The sequence below is a fragment of the Bradyrhizobium sp. th-b2 genome (assembly GCF_000426785.1).
Classification (GTDB): domain Bacteria; phylum Pseudomonadota; class Alphaproteobacteria; order Rhizobiales; family Xanthobacteraceae; genus Bradyrhizobium; species Bradyrhizobium septentrionale.
This window is the reverse complement of sequence record NZ_AUGA01000024.1, coordinates 61,714-79,890: the sequence shown is the minus strand read 5'-3', so window position 1 is coordinate 79,890 and position 18,177 is coordinate 61,714. Positions and strand designations below refer to the sequence as shown.

The 18,177-nt window shown below is 65.0% G+C and carries 13 protein-coding genes; 7 read left to right on the top strand and 6 right to left on the bottom strand.

Going from position 1 to position 18,177, the window contains the following annotated elements:
• Positions 1-870: a VOC family protein gene (locus K359_RS0127020; protein ID WP_029082114.1), complete on the bottom strand. Its 870-nt coding sequence runs from the start codon at positions 868-870 to the stop codon at positions 1-3.
• A gap of 130 nt (positions 871-1,000) precedes the next feature.
• Between K359_RS0127020 and K359_RS0127015 the strand changes: the two genes are divergently transcribed.
• A complete protein-coding gene (locus K359_RS0127015) occupies positions 1,001-1,630 on the top strand; it encodes a LysR family transcriptional regulator (protein WP_029082113.1) in 630 nt (209 codons plus the stop codon).
• Positions 1,631-1,680: 50 nt separating this feature from the next.
• Here the strand turns inward: K359_RS0127015 and K359_RS0127010 are convergent, their stop codons facing one another.
• On the bottom strand, positions 1,681-2,862 hold the full coding sequence (locus tag K359_RS0127010) for a cytochrome P450 (RefSeq protein ID WP_029082112.1): 1,182 nt from the start codon (positions 2,860-2,862) through the stop codon (positions 1,681-1,683).
• Between the two features lie 138 nt (positions 2,863-3,000).
• Between K359_RS0127010 and K359_RS0127005 the strand changes: the two genes are divergently transcribed.
• Positions 3,001-3,909 carry a LysR family transcriptional regulator gene (locus tag K359_RS0127005; protein ID WP_029082111.1) on the top strand — a complete coding sequence of 303 codons (909 nt, stop codon included), beginning with the start codon at positions 3,001-3,003 and terminating at the stop codon, positions 3,907-3,909.
• 122 nt (positions 3,910-4,031) lie between these two features.
• Here K359_RS0127005 and K359_RS0127000 read toward each other — a convergent pair whose 3' ends face one another.
• Both K359_RS0127000 and K359_RS0126995 read right to left on the bottom strand, forming a co-directional pair.
• The gene (locus tag K359_RS0127000; protein ID WP_029082110.1) at positions 4,032-5,660 is read right to left on the bottom strand and encodes an inorganic phosphate transporter; all 1,629 of its coding nucleotides are present in this window, start codon (positions 5,658-5,660) and stop codon (positions 4,032-4,034) included.
• A 452-nt stretch (positions 5,661-6,112) separates the two neighbouring features.
• On the bottom strand, positions 6,113-7,576 hold the full coding sequence (locus K359_RS0126995; RefSeq protein ID WP_029082109.1) for a UdgX family uracil-DNA binding protein: 1,464 nt from the start codon (positions 7,574-7,576) through the stop codon (positions 6,113-6,115).
• Positions 7,577-7,833: 257 nt separating this feature from the next.
• Between K359_RS0126995 and K359_RS0126990 the strand changes: the two genes are divergently transcribed.
• From K359_RS0126990 to K359_RS0126980, 3 genes are all read left to right on the top strand, one after another.
• Entirely contained in the window at positions 7,834-8,628 is a 795-nt protein-coding gene (locus K359_RS0126990; RefSeq protein WP_029082108.1) for an ImuA family protein, read from the top strand.
• Positions 8,629-8,764: 136 nt separating this feature from the next.
• A complete protein-coding gene (locus tag K359_RS0126985; protein WP_371261189.1) occupies positions 8,765-10,381 on the top strand; it encodes a DNA polymerase Y family protein in 1,617 nt (538 codons plus the stop codon).
• Positions 10,378-13,845, top strand: a complete 3,468-nt coding sequence (locus tag K359_RS0126980; protein WP_029082106.1) for an error-prone DNA polymerase — start codon at positions 10,378-10,380, stop codon at positions 13,843-13,845. The genes K359_RS0126985 and K359_RS0126980 overlap by 4 nt, the downstream gene beginning before the upstream one ends.
• 200 nt (positions 13,846-14,045) lie before the next feature.
• On the opposite strand, the gene K359_RS0126975 is transcribed toward K359_RS0126980, so the two are convergent.
• Positions 14,046-14,816, bottom strand: a complete 771-nt coding sequence (locus K359_RS0126975) for an SDR family NAD(P)-dependent oxidoreductase (protein WP_029082105.1) — start codon at positions 14,814-14,816, stop codon at positions 14,046-14,048.
• Positions 14,817-15,033: 217 nt separating this feature from the next.
• Here K359_RS0126975 and K359_RS53135 point away from each other — a divergent pair, with 217 nt between their 5' ends.
• Positions 15,034-15,570, top strand: a complete 537-nt coding sequence (locus K359_RS53135) for a heme-binding protein (RefSeq protein ID WP_051346436.1) — start codon at positions 15,034-15,036, stop codon at positions 15,568-15,570.
• Positions 15,571-16,256: 686 nt separating this feature from the next.
• Here K359_RS53135 and K359_RS0126965 read toward each other — a convergent pair.
• Positions 16,257-16,544 (bottom strand): hypothetical protein, encoded by a 288-nt coding sequence (locus K359_RS0126965; protein ID WP_029082104.1) that lies wholly within the window; start codon positions 16,542-16,544, stop codon positions 16,257-16,259.
• A 159-nt stretch (positions 16,545-16,703) separates the two neighbouring features.
• On the opposite strand from K359_RS0126965, the gene K359_RS0126960 reads away from it, so the two are divergent.
• Complete coding sequence (locus K359_RS0126960) at positions 16,704-18,110, top strand: CoA transferase (protein WP_029082103.1); 1,407 nt, start codon at positions 16,704-16,706, stop codon at positions 18,108-18,110.
• Positions 18,111-18,177 lie beyond the last annotated feature (67 nt).

Below are 18,177 nucleotides of genomic sequence, written 5' to 3'. Positions count from 1 at the left end.
TCAGATTTCCTCATGTTCGACGAATTCCAGAGCCAGGCCATGCGACGCGGCGGGTGCAATCAGTAACGCATTGTCGATCAGCTGGAACGCGACGCCGTTATTCTTCAAGAGCCGCCTGGTCGCATCCAGATCGGTGACCGCCACGCGCGCCGCGCAAAAGCGCGGCGAGCCATCGGCGACGACGTCAGGTAGCCGGCGCGCGATCTCAGACGGACCGAGCACGGTGATCCGATTGCCCCTCTCGCCGACCGTCAGTTGTCCGGGCGCGTGCTCGGCCGCACTCTCCGTCAGGCTTTCGAGGAACGCGCGATGTTGCTCAGGCTCCGGCGCCGACATGACGACCTCGATCACGCGCAAGGCGCCGTTGGGATGGTGCTGGTATTCCGCCTTCCAGAACAGTTCTGGCGGATGGCGTTGCTGGCAGGTAAAGAAGGCGATCCCGGGCATCGCGGCATCGGTGGCAAAGGCCAGTGAGAATGCGACACGGGCAGTGCCGCCGCCCGGCAGCACCGCGTCACGGCCGAAATCGAATGGTGCATAAGCGCCGATGCGCATCGCGCGGAAGCGTGCTGCGTCGGCGTGTGCGTCGGTGCTGTGCAAGGCCAGCATCGACATCCCTTCAGCGTTCCTGAGAAAATCCTGCTGATGTGCGGCAAAGTTGAAGTGGCCGCTCTCGGCCGGTGGTATCGCTGCGACATTGGTGACGGCCAGCAATTCCAGAAAATTGTTCCCGAACATCGCCAGGCGGTTGCTGGTTCCGAAGGGATGGACACCAGTTGGCGTCAGGTTGAAGCCGAGCGTCTGCCAGTCCAGCGCGGCCTGCGCCAAATCGTGGACACAGATAACCAGATGATCGAGGCGGTGAGGCATGGGATCTCCGCAAATGCTGCAACCCAACCGTAGCTGCGGCCACCAAGCCGGCGCAAACCATGTTTCCTTCGGTCCAGCACAAGAAAATCTATTGCAAGGTCACGGCCCATCGGTGTCAAACTGCAGTGCGATGACCTACGCCCTTCCACCACTCAACGCGCTCCGCGCATTCGAAGCCGCCGCGCGGCATCTCAGCTTCAAGCTGGCCGCGCACGAGCTGCACGTGACGCCCGCCGCCGTGGGGCAGCAGGTGAAAGCGCTGGAGGCGCGCCTCGGCGTGCACCTGTTCGAGCGGCTGCATAAGCAACTCATCCTGACGGCGGCCGGCCAGGCCTACCTGCCCGGGATATCCGATGGTTTCCGTCGCATTGCGGAAGCGACCTCGCAAATGAAACCGGCAGGTGCAGTGCTGCTGCAGTTGGGGGTCCATGGCAGCTTCGACCTGCGTCGCCTCGAACTGGCGGAGTTTCGCAGCGCGCATGCGGAAATCGGTTTGCGGGTGCTGCAGCCCGCCGGCTTGCACGAGTTGGTCGAGGGCAAGGTCGACCTGCTGATAGCCCGCGGTCTTGGCCACCATCCGGGCTATCGCTGCGACCGGGTCAATGAGGGATCCGGTTTGGGTGATTGGCTGATTGCGCCCGAAGGCACCGCGGATTGTCCCGAGGTCATCAGCTTCCGCCAGTGGCTGCGCGCCCTGGCGGCCGAGAAGGGGCTCGCAAACCACCGCCGCCCTCGTCTGGTCGGCAGCATCGGGAGTTGAGGCGACCGCAAGAGCGCGTTCGCAGCGCTACGCTGACGCAGACGCGTTCGTCACGAATCCCACCGCACTGGCAACGACACCGGACCGCGGAACACCCAGCCGCGGACAACCGGCGGAGCCTCCTCGCGGAGGCGCAGATTGCGCAGGCGTTCGAACAGCATCGGCGCCACGATCTTGCCGACGGTGAGCCGCGACACCCAGGTGCCGGCGCAGAAATGCGGTCCGGCGCCGAACGCCAGATGCGATTGCTTTGGCCGCGTCACGTCGAAACGATCGGGATCGGCGAAGCGGCTGCCGTCGCGGTTCGCTGCGCCGACGCAGAGGCCGATCTGAAGGCCCTCGGGCAGCGCGGCGCCGGAGAGATCGACGCTGCGGGTGACGCGGCGCGGATACATGCCGATCGGCGAGATCCAGCGCACCGCCTCCTCGAGCGCTGACGGCCATAGCTCCGGCTTCGCCAGCACGCTGTCCTTCTGCACGGGATTTTCCAGCAGGCCGAGCACGAGGGTCAGGATCGCGTCGCGCGGCTCGTTCAGTCCGCCGCCGATGATCACCTTGATGTTGGCGCGGATGGCTTCGATCGGCATCTGCGGATCGGCATTGACCATCGAGGACAGGATCGAGGGATTTGGATTGCTGCGGTGAAGTTCGAGCGCCGCGTCGATCGCGGTATCGACATCGGCGCTCGCCTGCATCGCCTTGCGCTCGATCTCGGCATCTGCGGCATAATTGCCCGCGCCGTCGATCAGCGCCTGCGACCACTCGGCCAGGATCTGCCACGGCATCTCGCGAAAGCCGATCATCGCCAGCAGGCTGAGCGAGGCCATCGGCGCCGCAAGCGCGGCGAACAGATCGGCCTCGTCGGCCGCGGAGAGGTCGCCGATCAGTGTCTCCGCGATTGCGGTGAATTTGGGCGCCCAATACTCCTTGATGGTGGCAGGACGAAACGAGGGCTCGATCGCCTTGCGGCCGATCGCGTGCTCGGCACCGTCCTTGCGCATGAAGGTCGGCCCCATCACTCTGTTGACCAGCGAGGCGGGATTGTCGGCCGAGTAGGTCGCGGGGTCACGCTCGATCCGCGTGATGTCATCGAAGCGCGTCACCAGCGTCAGGCGGGCGGATTCGACGAAGACCGCCGGCGCCATCTCGCGCAGGCGGCGGAAGACCGGGTAGGGGTCGTCGAGCAGGTCCTGATACGCGATGTCGGTGACGACAGGCACGGTGCTGGTCATTGGTCTTCCCGGGAACGCCTCTTCGCCAAGGCTAGCGTCGGGTGCGCAATCGCTCAATTCGATGGGGTCGATCAGGCCAATCGAAATCTTGCATGACCTCGTGATAGGCTTGGCCGCCAGCAATACGGGAGGTGCAGCGTGGTGGCCAATTCCTCGATCGATCCGATCGACATCGGGACCTTGCGGACGCTGGTGCTGGTGTACGATTTGCAGTCGTTCTCTGCGGCAGCCAAGCGGCTCGACGTCAACCAGTCCACGATCAGTTACGCGATCGAGCGGCTGCGTGGCGCGCTCCGTGACCCGCTGTTCGTCCGCAACGGCAACGGCGTGACCGCCACGGAGCGCTGCGCGGCACTGGTCGGCTCGGCGCGGGACATGATCGGCGAGATCGACGGGCTCGCCGCACCGGCGGAATTCGATCCGGCGACGGCCGAGGGGAGCGTGACGATCTCCTGCAACTACCACGAACGCCAAACCTTGATCCCGCAATTCAGCGCGCGGCTGCGGGCCGGCGCGCCGCTCGTTCGTCTTGTCCTGCTCGACGCCGCCGGCCACGGCGACGTCCATCTCAAGCAGAACCAGTGCGACATCGTGCTCGGCCCGGTCGGGATCGTCGGCGAGAGCTTCTTTAGGCGCCACATCCTCACCGATCACTATGTCTGCGTGATGGATCCGGCCAATCCGCTGGCGCGCGGCCGGATCGCGCTGTCGGCCTATGCGAAGGCCGAGCATGTCTTCATCACCCACAGCGGCGAGTGGCAGCCGCTTTATCTCGAGGCACTGAAGGCGAAGCAGATCGAGATCGAGCCGTTGGTCAGCCTTCCGAACCATGACAGCCTGGAGCGCATCATCGCCGGCACAAAGCTGGTCGCGACCACCCCGCATCATCTGGCGCGGGCGATGCGCGGCGGCCTGCATGTCGCTGCGCTGCAGTTCCGCGTGCCGATCTCGATCGACATGTACTGGAGCGCCAGGACGGCCAAATCCGGCCTGCACAAATGGGCGCGCGGCCTGCTCGCCGAGGACGCCCGGGCTTGTGCTGCCTGAGCCGCAGTCTTTGAAGACGGCCGTCGCGAAACGTCCTCCATCACGCAGCAAGGCCCGCGCTGGCGGCGCGGGCCTTGCGTGTTTCTTGCGTGTCTTGCCAGAGCCGCCGCGGCTCTCGCGGGTCAGAACACCCGCGAGAAGATCACGTAGAGGCAGCCCGACAGCAGGATCGCGGCGGGGAGCGTCAGCACCCAGGCCATCACCATGTTTCTGATGGTGGCGACCTGGAGGCCGGAGCCGTTGGCCGCCATCGCGCCGGCGACGCCTGACGACAGCACGTGTGTGGTCGAGACCGGCAGGCCGAACATGTCGGCGGCGCCGATGGTGGCGGCGGCAACGAGTTCGGCCGATGCACCCTGTGCGTAGGTGAGATGGGTCTTGCCGATCTTCTCGCCGACCGTGATGACGATGCGCTTCCAGCCGATCATGGTGCCGAGGCCGAGCGCGATCGCGACCGCAACCTTCACCCAGGTTGGGATGAATTTGGTGGCGCTGTCGAGCGAGGCCTTGTAGGCGTTCAGGGTCGCGACCTCTTCCTTGCTGAGGTCGTTTTCCTTGTCCTTCATCAGGAAGCGGATCGCCTCCGAGGTCAGGTACATGTCGTTACGGGTGTTGCCGACGACTTCCGCCGGCACCTTGTTCAGCGAACCGTACTTCTGCACCTGGTCGCCGACGTCCTTCACCAGCACCGACAGCGAGGGATAGGTGCCTTCGCTGATGTGGTGCGACGAGACGTATTGGGTCACCGCCGGGCGGGGATCGCCGATGATGCTGTGGCCGGCGCCCTTGGCCGCGACCACCTTGGAGGCGGCCTCCGAGGTCTTCTGGAACTGGGCCACCTGGCTCTCCGGCAGCGCGCGGTTCAGCGCGTAGGCGGTCGGCACGGTGCCGATCAGGATCAGCATGATCAGGCCCATGCCCTTCTGGCCGTCGTTGGAGCCGTGGGCGAAGCTAACGCCGGTGCAGGTCAGGATCAGCAGGCCGCGGATCCAGAGCGGGGGCGCCTTGTTGCCTTCCGGCGCGGCGTAGAGCGCCGGGTTCCTGATGATCATCTTCAGCAGCAGCAGCAGCCCGGCGGCGCAGATAAAGCCGACCAGCGGCGACAGCAGAAGCGCGTAGCCGATCTCGGTGGCCTTGCCCCAATCCACGCCCGAGGTGCCGTCACGGCCGCGCAACAGCGCGTTGGCGACGCCGACGCCGATGATCGAGCCGATCAGCGTGTGCGAGGAGGAGGCGGGCAGGCCGAAATACCAGGTGCCGAGATTCCACAGGATCGCGGCGATCAACAGCGCGAACACCATGGCAAAGCCGGCGCCGGAGCCAACCTGCAGGATCAATTCCACCGGCAGCAGCGAGACGATGCCGAACGCCACCGCGCCGGTCGAGGTCAAGACGCCGAGGAAGTTGAACAGGCCGGACCACATCACCGCAGCTTCCGCCGGCAGCGAGTGGGTGTAGATCACGGTGGCCACCGCATTGGCGGTGTCGTGGAAGCCATTCACGAACTCGAAGCCGAGCGCGATCAACAGCGCGACCAGCAGCAGCAAGTAGGGCAGGTAGGAGGTGACCCTGGTGCCGGTGGCGTCGACGTCCGAATAGATGCTGTAGGCAACGTACAAAAGTCCCGCGGCAAGGATGCCGAAGAAGATGATCATCGTGAGCGGGTTAAAACCCTTGTCGAGATTGGGCCGCGACGCCGGCTGTATCGGCGCTCCATCGGCCAGCGATGAATTGAGTGTAATGTCGGTCATTTTGACGCCCCTCGTAGTTGGAGGGGCATTTTTGACTGATGGAGTTGAAGGTTAGATGACAAGCTCAACGTTGTTTTGCGCAGCGCAAGCAGGTGCTTGAATCCGCGCCATGCGTCATGCGCTGAATCTTGCTGCTTCTCTTTGAAATCGTTTGAACAGTCCCGCGAATACGGACACGACGGGACTGGCGCGCGCGGTGGATATCGCACGATCATTCGTGCGCATCGTCGGTCCAGGACGGCTGTTTCGGGAGTGAGGATGAGGTGGCGCGCCGCACGATCGGGGCTAGCAAACCGCGCAGCGCGCCCGCCTCAGGGTACGTCATGGCGTGAACATGACGCCCGATGCCCGTAGACACGTGAGGGTATCACGGATCAATTCAAGGTTGTAGGGATTTATCAGCGTTTTGAACAATTTCACGTTGAAGTGTGATCCTGCAGTTCCCCCGGAACTCAAGCCGCGTGGGCTGAATTGCGCAGCTGATTTGCGGCGATTTTCAGATCGTCGATAAAGCGTTGATATTCCAGCGCCTTGGCTTTCTCGTCGGGCAGCCGCAATAGATAGGACGGGTGTACGGTGACCAGCACCCTGGTTCCGTCATGCTCGATCAGCTGGCCGCGGTTCCTGTGGATAGGTGTGATCTTGCCGAGCACGCTCTGCGCGGCCGTGGCGCCGAGCGCCACCACCAGTTCCGGCTTGATGGCGGCGAGCTCGCGCTCATACCACTGCCGGCAGGCGCGGATTTCCGGCGTGCCCGGCTTCTGGTGCAGGCGGATCTTGCCGCGCGGCACGAACTTGAAGTGTTTCACCGCATTGGTGATGTAGACCTTGGCGCGCGCGATGCCGGCTTCCTCAAGCGCGCGATCGAGCATCTGCCCGGCGGGACCGACGAAAGGATGGCCGGCGAGATCTTCCTTGTCGCCGGGCTGTTCGCCGACCAGCATCAGCGTCGCGCCTTGCGGTCCTTCGCCGAACACGGTTTGCGTCGCGTCCTTCCATAGCGGGCAGGCGCGGCAAGCGGCGGCCTCGTCGCGCAAGGCTGCGATCGCGTCGTGAGTTTGCTCGTCTTGAGTTTGCTTGTCTTGGGTATGCGCGTCGCGAGTTTGCTTGCGGGGCATCGGCGTATCCTGCCGCTGCTGCGGCGCGGCCGCCTTGCGGGCGATGAAGGGGCCGCTGGTCATGCGCATGGCGTCTTCGATCAGAGGTTTAATGATCGAGTCCTCGGGCAGGTTCCTCCAATAGGCTTGCGGGATCTCCATCACTTTCAGCCGCGCGGGATTGAAGCGGCCGTTGTCATGCCGCCGCCAGGCCTCCTCGAGCCGGTCCTCGCTCGGCACCTCGGATTTGGCGACGCCCGGCGTGATCGAGATCGCGTGCCCGTCCCAATGTGCGCAGAGGTCGGGGGTCAGGATCGACCACGGCATGTCGGCGAAGCGGCCGGCGAAGAACGGTGCGGCATGCTCGACGATGCGATGCTCCGGCTCGAACCAGGCGACGTAATGCGCCTTCTGCTCGCGGCCGATCTCGCGGAAGCGCAGATGCGCGTGCATCCTGTCGATATCGCGATAGACCGCGCGCGCCATCGCGTGGACCTCGGCGACATCAGGATCATCAGTCGCGCTGAGCAGATCGTGATGGCTGCGCAGCCGCCACAGCAGGCGATAGAGCAGGGCGATGCGCTCGTCATTGCGATGCAGGATCGCGGTCCTTGCCAGCTCGACGAATTTCGCTGTGACGTTGAACTGCGTCTGCGGCGTGTCGGGCAATTCATTCACGCAGGATGCCGACAACAGTTCGTCGTCGCTGCGTACCGTCCACGTGACATCCGACGGCTTCACATCATTCAGCGCCAATCGCCGCGCGGCCTTGCGCCAGCCTTCGAAATCGGTGTCGTTGTCGAGCACGATGATACGCATGCGATTGCTCCGTTTCCGTCACGCCGCCATTTTCCGGGCCGGCGCGCCCGAGGCTGCGGGCGAACCGGCTAACGTTCGGGTTGGACGCTACTGAATCTCATTGATTCTACTGGTGAATCACGAAACTCACCAATCCGATTGACTCCGCCGGCCCTGTTAGCTTTATATTAGAACATACCATGAACAATTGAGCCAGTCTCTGGTTCGTTGTTCAGGCAGTGACGGCCTCAAATTTTCAAGTTGAAGGAGCGGCGCATATGAACGGCGCACGCACGGGTACGCTTGCGTCTCTGCGCGGCAGCATCGCGCGCATCGAGGCGCCATCGGAGGCGGCGATGCCGAACCGCATCGCGCTCGGTCACGCCAGCGCGGACGCCATGCTGCGCGGCGGGCTTGCGGCGGCAACGTTGCACGAGGTGTTCGCCGCCGGCCATCAAAGCGGGGCGGCGACCGGCTTCATCGCGGGGCTTGCCGGACGGCTCTCAGCGCGCAAGCCGCTGGTCTGGGTGCGGCAGGATTTTTCCGATCGCGAAAACGGCGCGCTGTCGATGCGCGGGCTCGCCGAGCTCGGTCTCGATCCGCGCCTGCTCGTTACGGTGCGCGCCGCCGATGTCGACAACGGCTTGCGCACGGCGGCTGATGCGCTCGCCTGCGATGCGCTCGGCGCCGTCGTGCTCGAGATCTGGGGCCATGCGCGCCAGCTCGACCTCGTCGCCAGCCGCAAATTGACCCTGGCCGCGCAAGCCTCCGGCGTCACCGCGCTGGTGCTGCGGATCGCGGCAACGGCGATCCCCTCGACCGCGGAGACGCGCTGGATCGTGCGCGCGGCGCATTCGCCGCCCGGCAATGCCGCAAGCGTCTGGGGCGCGCCGCGCTTCGACGCCGAACTCGTGCGCAATCGTCATGGCCCGGTCGGGCGATGGATCATGGAATGGAAATGTGATGAGTGCCAATTCAGTGAACCGTCGGCGTATCCTCAGCCTGTGGCTGCCACGCCTGCCCATCGACCGCATCAAGCGCAAGCTCGCGCAGGACATCGCCTCGCAAGCTGATGCTCGGGACATTCGGCAGGTGGCAGGGCTCCCTCTCCCGCTTGCGGGGGAGGGTTGGGGTGGGGGTGTTTCCACGAGTCCCACTCTTCGTCGGAAGGAAGTTTCCACACAGGAGATGGCAGGGCTCTCTCCCCACTTGCGGGGGAGAGTTGGAGAGAGGGGTACCACGGATGCCGGCGTATGCGGCTTACCCCTCTCCCTAACTCTCCCCCGCAAGGGGGGAGGGAACCCGTCCGCTCATGCGTCCCTTACGAATGAAGTAAGCAACTGCCTCCCCAGCGTCGTCGTCGCAAAGGACCACAACGCCATCCTGCTGCATGCCATCGACGAGGCGGCGGTGCGCGCCGGGCTGTCGATCGGGCTGCCGCTCGCCAATGCGCGCGCGATCTGTCCGGAGCTCACGGTCTACGACGCCGATCCCGCCGCCGATCTGAAGACGCTGAACGACATCGCCGACTGGTGCGACCGCTTCACGCCGCTGGTGGCGCTCGATCCGCCCTACGGGCTGTTCCTCGACATCACCGGCTGCGCGCATCTGTTCGGCGGCGAGCGCGCGCTGCTGCAGATCGTGACCAATGCGCTGAGCCGGCGCGGCTTCGCCGTCAGCGCTGCGATATCAGGCACCTCGATCGCGGCGCGCACGCTGACGCGTTACACTTCCGGGCAGATCGTCGCCAGCGGCGCGGAAGCAGAGGCGGTCGGCCCGCTGCCGGTGTCGGCGCTCGGCGCCGATCCTGCCATCACCACCGGCCTGCGCCGCGCCGGCTTGAAGACCATCGGCGATGTTGCCTCACGCGCGCCGCACGAGATTTCCGCGCGGTTCGGCGCAGCCTTCACGACCCTGCTCAGCCACGCGCTTGGGCAGGGCGATGCCCCGATCAGCCCGCGCAAGCCGCTGCCCGATTACATCGTCGAGAAGCGTTTCCCCGAACCGGTCGCGACCGACACCGTGATCGCGCTGACGTTACAAAGCCTCGCCAGGATGCTTGTTGCGGCGATGGACAAGCAGGGCAAGGGCGCCCGGCAGCTGGAGGCGAGCTTCTTCCGCACCGACGGCGCGGTGCGCGCGATCATGGTCGAGACCGGGCGTCCGGTGACGCGGACCGAGATGATCGACCGCCTGTTCCGCGAGCGGCTCGATGCGCTCAATGATCCGCTCGATCCCGGCTTCGGCTTCGATCTCATTCGCCTTGCTGCCGGCCGCACCGAGATCGTGGTGCAGCAGCAGCGCGATCTCGACACGTCAGTGCACGACAATGACGAGATCTCGGCGCTGATCGACCGCATCGCCGCCCGCATCGGGGGCAAGCGCGTCGTCGTGCATCTGCCGCTGGAGAGCCACATCCCGGAGCGCGCTGCGCTCGCGCTGCCGGCGCAGCATCATCTGACTGCTGCCAGCGCCGCCGCCTGGCCGGAACGCGCCGCCGGCGAGCCGCCGCTGCGACCTTTAAGGCTGTTCGAGCGGCCCGAACCCATCAAGGTGCCATTCGCGACCGTGCCCGACGGTCCGCCGCATCAATTCACCTGGCGGCGCGCGCAGCACGATGTGGTGCGGGTCGAGGGCCCCGAACGCATCGCGATGGAATGGTGGAAGCAGGATGGTGCGTCGCTGACCCGCGATTACTTCCGCGTCGAGGACGCCGAGGGCCAGCGCTTCTGGATATTCCGCGACGGTCTCTATGAGAGCGAGCTGCGGGACGAGCAAGGCAAGCCGCTGCCCGCCAACTGGTATGTGCACGGGCTGTTCGCATGACGACGCCAACGCCCGATTATGCCGAGATCGGCATCACCAGCAATTTCTCCTTCCTGCGCGGCGGCTCCGATCCGCGCGCCTATGTGCATCAGGCGAGCGAGCTCGGTATCCCCGTGATCGGGCTCGCCGATCACAACACGCTGGCCGGCGTGGTGCGCGCCTGGAAGGAGCTCGACAGCGAGAAGGTCGCCCATCCGCCAAAACTTTTGATCGGCGCCCGCATCGTCTTCATCGACGGCACGCCCGACATCCTGGTCTATCCGCGCGACCGCGCCGCCTATGGCCAGCTGTGCCAGTTGCTGACCCGCGGCAAGCGCGGTGGCGGCATCGAGCGCATCGAGAAGGGGGATTGCCGGCTCACCCTGTCCGATCTGCTCGATTTCGCCGAAGGCCAGCTCTTGGTGCTGGCGCTGCCGCATCGTTTCGAGGAAGCGACAGCGCTCGATATTATCAGCCGATTAAAGGTGAGCCGCGCCGATGGCGTCTGGCTTGCCGCAAGCCTGCTCTATCGCGGTGACGACAAGCGCCGCCTCGCGCGGCTGCATGGTCTCGCCACTGATGCCGGCGTGCCGCTGCTCGCCACCAACGAGGTGCTCTATCACCATCCCGCGCGCCGCCCGCTGCAGGACGTGCTGACCTGCATCCGCGAAAAGACCACGATCGAGGCTGTTGGCCGCAGGCTCGAGGCCAATGCCGAGCGGCATCTCAAGCCGGCGCATGAAATGATCAGGCTGTTTCGCGATCTCCCTGATGCGATCGCGGAAACCATGCGCTTCGCTGCGCGCATCTCCTTCGCGCTCGACCAGCTCAAATACCAGTATCCCGACGAGCCGGTGCCGCCGGGCAAGACCGCGCAGCAGCATCTGGAGGACCTGACCTGGGCCGGCGTCGACAAATATTTCGGCGGCAACATCGATGAAAAGCTCCGCAGCACCCTGAACAAGGAGCTCGCGCTGATCGCCGAGCTGAAATACGCGCATTACTTTCTCACCGTGCATGACATCGTGCACTATGCGCGCAGCCAGAACATCCTGTGCCAGGGGCGGGGCTCGGCGGCGAATTCGGCGGTCTGCTACGTGCTTGGCGTCACCTCGGTCGATCCGACCAAGGTCGATCTGCTGTTCGAGCGCTTCATCTCCAAGGAGCGGCTGGAGCCGCCCGACATCGACGTCGATTTCGAGCATTCGCGGCGCGAGGAGGTGATGCAATATGTCTATCGCCGCTACGGCCGGCACCGCGCCGCCATCATCGCCACCATCATCCATTATCGTCCGCGCAGCGCGATCCGTGACGTCGGCAAGGCGCTCGGGCTGACCGAGGACGTCACCGCGGCGCTCGCCGACACCGTCTGGGGCAGCTGGGGCAAGGGCCTCAACGACATGCAGGTGCGCCAGGCCGGGCTCGACCCGAAAAATGCGATGATCAACCTCGCGGTCGAGCTCGCCACCGAGCTGATCGAGTTTCCGCGCCATCTCTCGCAGCATGTCGGCGGCTATGTGCTGACCCAGGACCGGCTCGACACCTATGTGCCGATCGGCAACGCCGCGATGGACGACCGCACCTTCATCGAGTGGGACAAGGACGACGTCGACGCGCTTCACATGATGAAGGTCGACGTGCTGGCGCTGGGCATGCTGACCTGTATCCGCAAATGTTTCGACCTGATCGATGACCACAAGGGCAAGCGCTGGGAGCTCGCCTCGGTCCCGCAGGACGACAAGAGGGTCTACGACATGCTGTGTTGCGGCGAGTCGCTCGGCGTGTTCCAGGTCGAGAGCCGCGCCCAGATGAACATGCTGCCGCGCCTGAGGCCGCGGACCTTCTACGACCTCGTCATCGAGGTCGCGATCGTGCGCCCCGGTCCGATCCAGGGAGACATGGTGCATCCTTATTTGCGGCGGAGAAACAAGCAGGAGCGGGTGACCTATCCATCGCCGGCGCCGGACCAGGGCGACAAGAACGAGCTTTACAATGTGCTGCACAAGACGCTCGGCGTGCCGCTGTTCCAGGAGCAGGCGATGCGGATCGCGATCGAGGCGGCAAAGTTCACCTCCGAGGAGGCCAACGGCCTGCGCCGCTCGATGGCGACCTTCCGCAACCTCGGCACCATCGGCAGCTATGAGGAGAAGCTGGTCGGCAACATGGTGGCGCGCGGCTACGATCCGGACTTCGCCCGCAGCTGCTTCGACCAGATCAAGGGCTTTGGCAGTTACGGCTTCCCGGAAAGCCATGCCGCGAGTTTCGCCCAGCTGGTCTACATCTCGTCATGGCTGAAACACCATCATCCCGATGCGTTCTGCTGCGGCCTGCTCAACTCGCAGCCGATGGGCTTCTATGCCCCGGCGCAGATCGTCGGCGACGCCCGCAAGAACGGCGTCACGGTGCGCGAGGTCGATGTCTCCTTCAGCTTTGCGCAGAACACGCTGGAGGAGCGCGACGGGGACTATTGCGCGGTGCGGCTCGGCTTCCGCCAGATCGACGGGTTTCATTGGCTCGATGAGGATGAGGAGAGGTTGAAGGCCCAGCAGTCGCTGCGGAGTGCGCAAAGCGTAAACGTGCATGAGTCAGGGAGGCACGAATGGATGGGCTCTCTCCCCCACAAGGGGGGAGGGAACCCGCCCACCTCCTGCGCGGCCTTGGACGGGGAGAAAGACTGGGCCGACCGCATCGTCGCCGCGCGCAACCGCCGGCCCTTCACGTCGCTGGAAGATTTTGCCCGCGACACCGCTCTGCCCAAGCGCGCGCTGATCCTGCTCGCCGACGCCGATGCGTTCCGCTCGCTCGGGCTCGACCGCCGCGAGGCGCTGTGGGCAGTGCGGCGGCTGCCCGACGACGTGCCGCTGCCGCTGTTCGAGGCCGCCACCGCGCGCGAGCAGCCGGATGAGGGCGCAAAACCGCTGCCGGAGATGCCGCGCCCGGAGCAGGTGGTCGCCGACTACCAGACCATCCGCCTGTCGCTGAAGGGCCATCCGATGGAATTCTTGCGCGAGATGTTCACCAGGGAGCGCGTGGTCGCCTGCCACGCCATCAACCAAAGCAACGACCGGCGCCGCGTCAGCTGTGCCGGCGTCGTCCTGGTGCGGCAGCGGCCGGGCAGCGCCAAGGGCGTCGTGTTCATGACGCTGGAGGACGAGAGTGGCATCGCCAACATCGTGGTGTGGCCGAAGGTGATGGAGCAGTATCGCAAGGAAGTGATGGGCGCGCGCCTGATCCTGGTCGAGGGCTATATCCAAAGCAGCCCCGAGGGCGTCACGCATCTGGTGGCGCAGCGCATGACCGACCGCTCCCACGATCTGATCGGCCTCGCCAATGAATCCCTTAGTCGCAAGCATCCGGTGCCGGCGGGACCCGCATTGATCGAGCCGCTGAACGACGACCGCCGCGATCACGGCGACAACACGCCGCAAAAGATCCGCCACCCCCGCAACGTCCGCATCCTGCCGCCGTCACGCGATTTCCATTAGCCATTGCGCGATGACGGCAGCCGTTGAGCCTGCCATCTCCCCAACGTCGTCCTGGCGAAAGCCAGGACCCATAACCACCGGCTTTGTTGTTTCAGGGAGCATGGCCCCAGCGTCGCGCAACAATTTGCAGTTGGGGTAATGGGTCCTGGCTTTCGCCAGGACGACATCAAATGGGCGGCGAAGCGCCCGCTCGCGTGCCCCTAAAAATTCACCCGGTTCGAGATCGCGCCGTCGACGACGAGGTTCGAGCCTGTTGTGAACGAGGAGATCGGGCTCGCCAGGAACACCGCTGCGCTCGCAATCTCCTGCGGCGTCGCCATGCGGCCGGTCGGATTGCGGGCCAGTGCGTCCTGGTACATCTTGGGCGCGTTCTGCTCGACCATGTTCCAGACGCCGCCCTTGAAATACACGGTGCCCGGCGACACCACGTTGACGCGGACTTTCTTCGCCGCGTATTGCCGCGCCAATCCCTTCGCCATATGCACCAGTGCCGCCTTGATCGGGCCGTAGGAGCCGGCGCGATCGGCTTGCGCAGCCGAGATCGACGAGATGATGACGAAGGCCGCATCGCCGGTCTTTTCGCCGCTCGCCTCGAGGAACGGACGCGCCGCCTCGAAGGCGTTCACCGCGCCGAGCACGTCGAGCCGGAAATTCTGCTCCCACGATGCCGGATCGCCGCCCTGCGCCATGGCGCCGGCATTGGAGAACAGCATGTCGATGCCGCCCAGCTCCGCCGCGACGTCAGTGATCCACGATTTCAGCGCCACGCCGTCGGTGATATCGACGGCGGTGCCGGTGGCGCGCACGCCCGCTGCCTTCAATTCGGCAACGCTGGCCGCAACCTGCTCGGCATTGCGGGCACACACCGCCACGCCTGCGCCTTCGCCAGCCAGCGTCGCCGCGATCGCCCGCCCGATGCCGCGCGTGCCGCCGAGCACAACGGCGTTTCGTCCCTTCAAACCCAGATCCATTTGTATGTCCCTTGCTGATGCGCGCGGACTGTAGCCTCCATCGCAGCACGGCGCGACCTCGATTATTCCCTCGCGTCACGCGATTTTCATTGTAGCCAGGCGAATATCGCGGTGCACCCAATCCGATCCCGCCTTGTACGCCACAACTCAATTGCTATCGTCCCGCCGCCCGGACGATCGATCCGGGATCTGAATAACAACCATTCGGGAGCACTCCATGCGTTATTTCACTGCGCTCATCGGCGCGGCCTGCGTCGCGTTCGCTACCGCCACCGGCGCGTTTGCCCAGGTGGCGCCCAATCCCGACAATCCGAACGACGTCGTCGCCGATGCGCTCGCGCCGCCGCCCTATGGCGAGCCGATCAGCCTCGAAACCGCCAAGAAGGTTGCCGCCGCGGCGGTGGCCGAGACCCAGAAGCGACACTGGAATGCGTTCTGCATTGCGATCGTCAATCCGGCCGGCGAGTTGGTCTATTTCGAGAAGCAGGACAACTGCCAATTTGCCTCGATCGGTGTCTCGCAGCATAAGGCGCGCACCACGACGCGCTATCGCCGGCCCACGCTGGCGTTCGAAAACCTGATGGGCAAGGGAGCATACTTCTCCTATCTCGCGACGCTCGACGACGTGGTCGCCTCGCGCGGCGGCAATCTTCTGATCGTCGGCGGCAAGGTCGTCGGCGCCATCGGCGTCAGCGGCGGTTCGGGCTCGCAGGACAATGTGATCTCGCTCGCCGGCCAGGCCACGCTGGAGTGAGAGCAACGACGTGATGCTTCTGCCGGGCTTCGGTCTGGCAGAAGTCCTCCAGCGTATGAATTGAGCGGGAATGTAGGATGGGTAGAGCGAAGCGAAACCCATCGACTTATGCCCGCGGCGCAAATGATGGGTATCGCTTCGCTCCACCCATCCTACAAGGCCGTCGATTATTTTGTTCGGCTTTTCAGAATTTAACTTGACGCCTGACCCAATTCAGATGTTCAATGCGTCCGTCTCACCCGGCACGAGGGGCGCTTCGCGGTCGTCACGAACGTGGGTCGAGATGCGGTGGACGCGGATTGCGCAACTGACGAGTGCGTATTAGGCGGACGGTGAAGTCGTGTGGTCCTGACGCCCTAGTGGCAGGTGTCCCCAAGCAGAACGCGAAAGCGTTCTTGCGGAGGCGGTGACAAACAAGCCCAGTCTCGCCGGGGAGAGCACGAAATAAGCCGTAAAACCATCGCGCAGGGAAAGCCGGATTGCTCCGGTTACACCTGTGGTCCTACCTCCCGTGCTTTTTGTTGCACGGGGCCCATGGGTGCGATCGGCACCCGGCTTTCCCTGCGCCCTCTGTTCGAGAAGAGGGCACGACAAGACGCAACGCTCGGACAGATCATGTCGCGAGAATGCTGACGCCTGCCTTACACAAGAATGCTGACGTGAAACTTACAAGCCGTCCGAAATAGCTACTCGACCGCCGCACCGACCGGCGGTCCGCCCGGCGGACGGTGCAGGAAGGTGATCGAGGCATAGGCGCCGATCCACGAGCCCGCTGCAGCGAAGGCGACATACACCCAGTTTTCGGTGTAACTGATCACCGCATAGGAGGAGAGCAGATACCAGATGCTGCTCCAGGTCGCCGCCGGCACGCGCTTGCGTGCCACGACCGCCGAGGTGAACATGACATAGACCGCGTCGGTGGCCGCGGTCGCGATGAAGACCGCGCCGGCGGTGAGGGGATCGATGGCAGCCATTGCAACTCCTGTTTGGGTCGGGCAGAGCTAAGGCATGATCCGGAAAAGTGTGAAGCGGTTTTCCGAAAAGATCATGCCCAAACAAGGTGACGGTCGGGATCGGGCACCGCCTTATTGTCATCATGCGCAGGCATAGAATAATCGCAAAGAGGAATGCGCATGCAGGGCATCCGTGAAATCCTCGCCGATATCTGGACCGGCGCCGGCGGCGCGCCGTCCGCGCTTGACGCGGTCCGGCTTACCGGAAGCGAGCCGCAGCTGCCGTCGTCGTTTCGGGTCGCAGCCGCGGCGCAGGCGCCGATCGCCGCAGCCGGGCTTGCCGCGGCCGAGATCTGGCAGGCGCGCAGCGGCGAGCGGCAGGAGGTCGCGGTCGACATGCGCCACGCCGTCGTCGAATGCCGCAGCGAGCGTTATCTGCGCGTCGACGACACGCCGCCGCCACCGGCCTGGGACAAGATCGCCGGCGTCTATCGCGTCAGAGACGGGCGCTTCGTCCGTCTCCACACCAATTTCCCGCATCACCGCGGCGCCGTCTGCAAGGTGCTGGGCTGCAACGCCGAGCGTGACGACGTCCAGGCCGCGCTGATGCAGTGGGATGGCGAGGCGTTCGAGACCGCGGCCTATGCCGCCGGCGGCGTCGTTGCCCTGATGCGCTCGCACGACGAATGGTCGGCGACGCCGCATGCAAAAGAACTCGAAAAACTGCCGCTGATCTCGATCGAGAAGATCGGCGAGGCCGCGCCAAAGCCGTGGCCCGCCGGCGACCGCCCGCTGGCCGGCATCCGTGTGCTCGATCTGTCGCGCGTGATCGCAGGTCCCGTCGCCGGCCGCACGCTCGCGGCGCATGGCGCCGACGTGCTGCTGATTTCCGGCCCCGATCTGCCTGATATCCCCTGGCTCACCATCGACACCGGCCGCGGCAAGCTCACGAGCTTCGTCGAGCTGAAGAGCGAGGAGGGACGGCGGGTGATGCGCGGTCTGGTGGCGCAGGCCGATATTCTGTCCCAGGGCTATCGTCCGCTGGCGATTTCGCGTCTCGGCTTCTCGCCGGAGGACGCCGCGCGCATCAACCCCGGGATCGTCTATGTGACACTCTCGGCTTATGGCCATGCCGGACCGTGGGCCGAGCGCCGCGGCTTCGATTCGCTGGTGCAGACTACGACCGGCTTCAATCATGCCGAGGGACAGGCGGTCGGCATCGAGGGCCCGAAGGAATTGCCGGCCCAGATGCTCGATCACGCCACCGGATATTTCATGGCGTTTGGCGCCATGATGGCCAGGGCACGCCAGGCGCGCGAGGGCGGCAGCTGGCACGTTCGGGTGTCGCTGGCGCAGACCGGGCGCTGGCTGTGGAATCTCGGCCGCCTCGAAGCGGGCCTTGCGACCGCGGACCTGAAGGTGGATGCGGTGCAGCCCTTCATCGAGCAGCTGCCGTCCGGCTTTGGCACGCTGAGTTCGGTCCGGCACGCGGCCGTCCTGTCGAGGACCCCGGCCCATTGGTCCCGTCCGGCCATGCCGCTCGGCAGCCATCCTCCGGAGTTTCCTGCCCCGGAGTTTCCCGGATGAGACATTCAGCAGCCGTTCAGGGTATCCAAACTTTAACGACAGGCACCGCCGAAGTGCGATTTTTAGG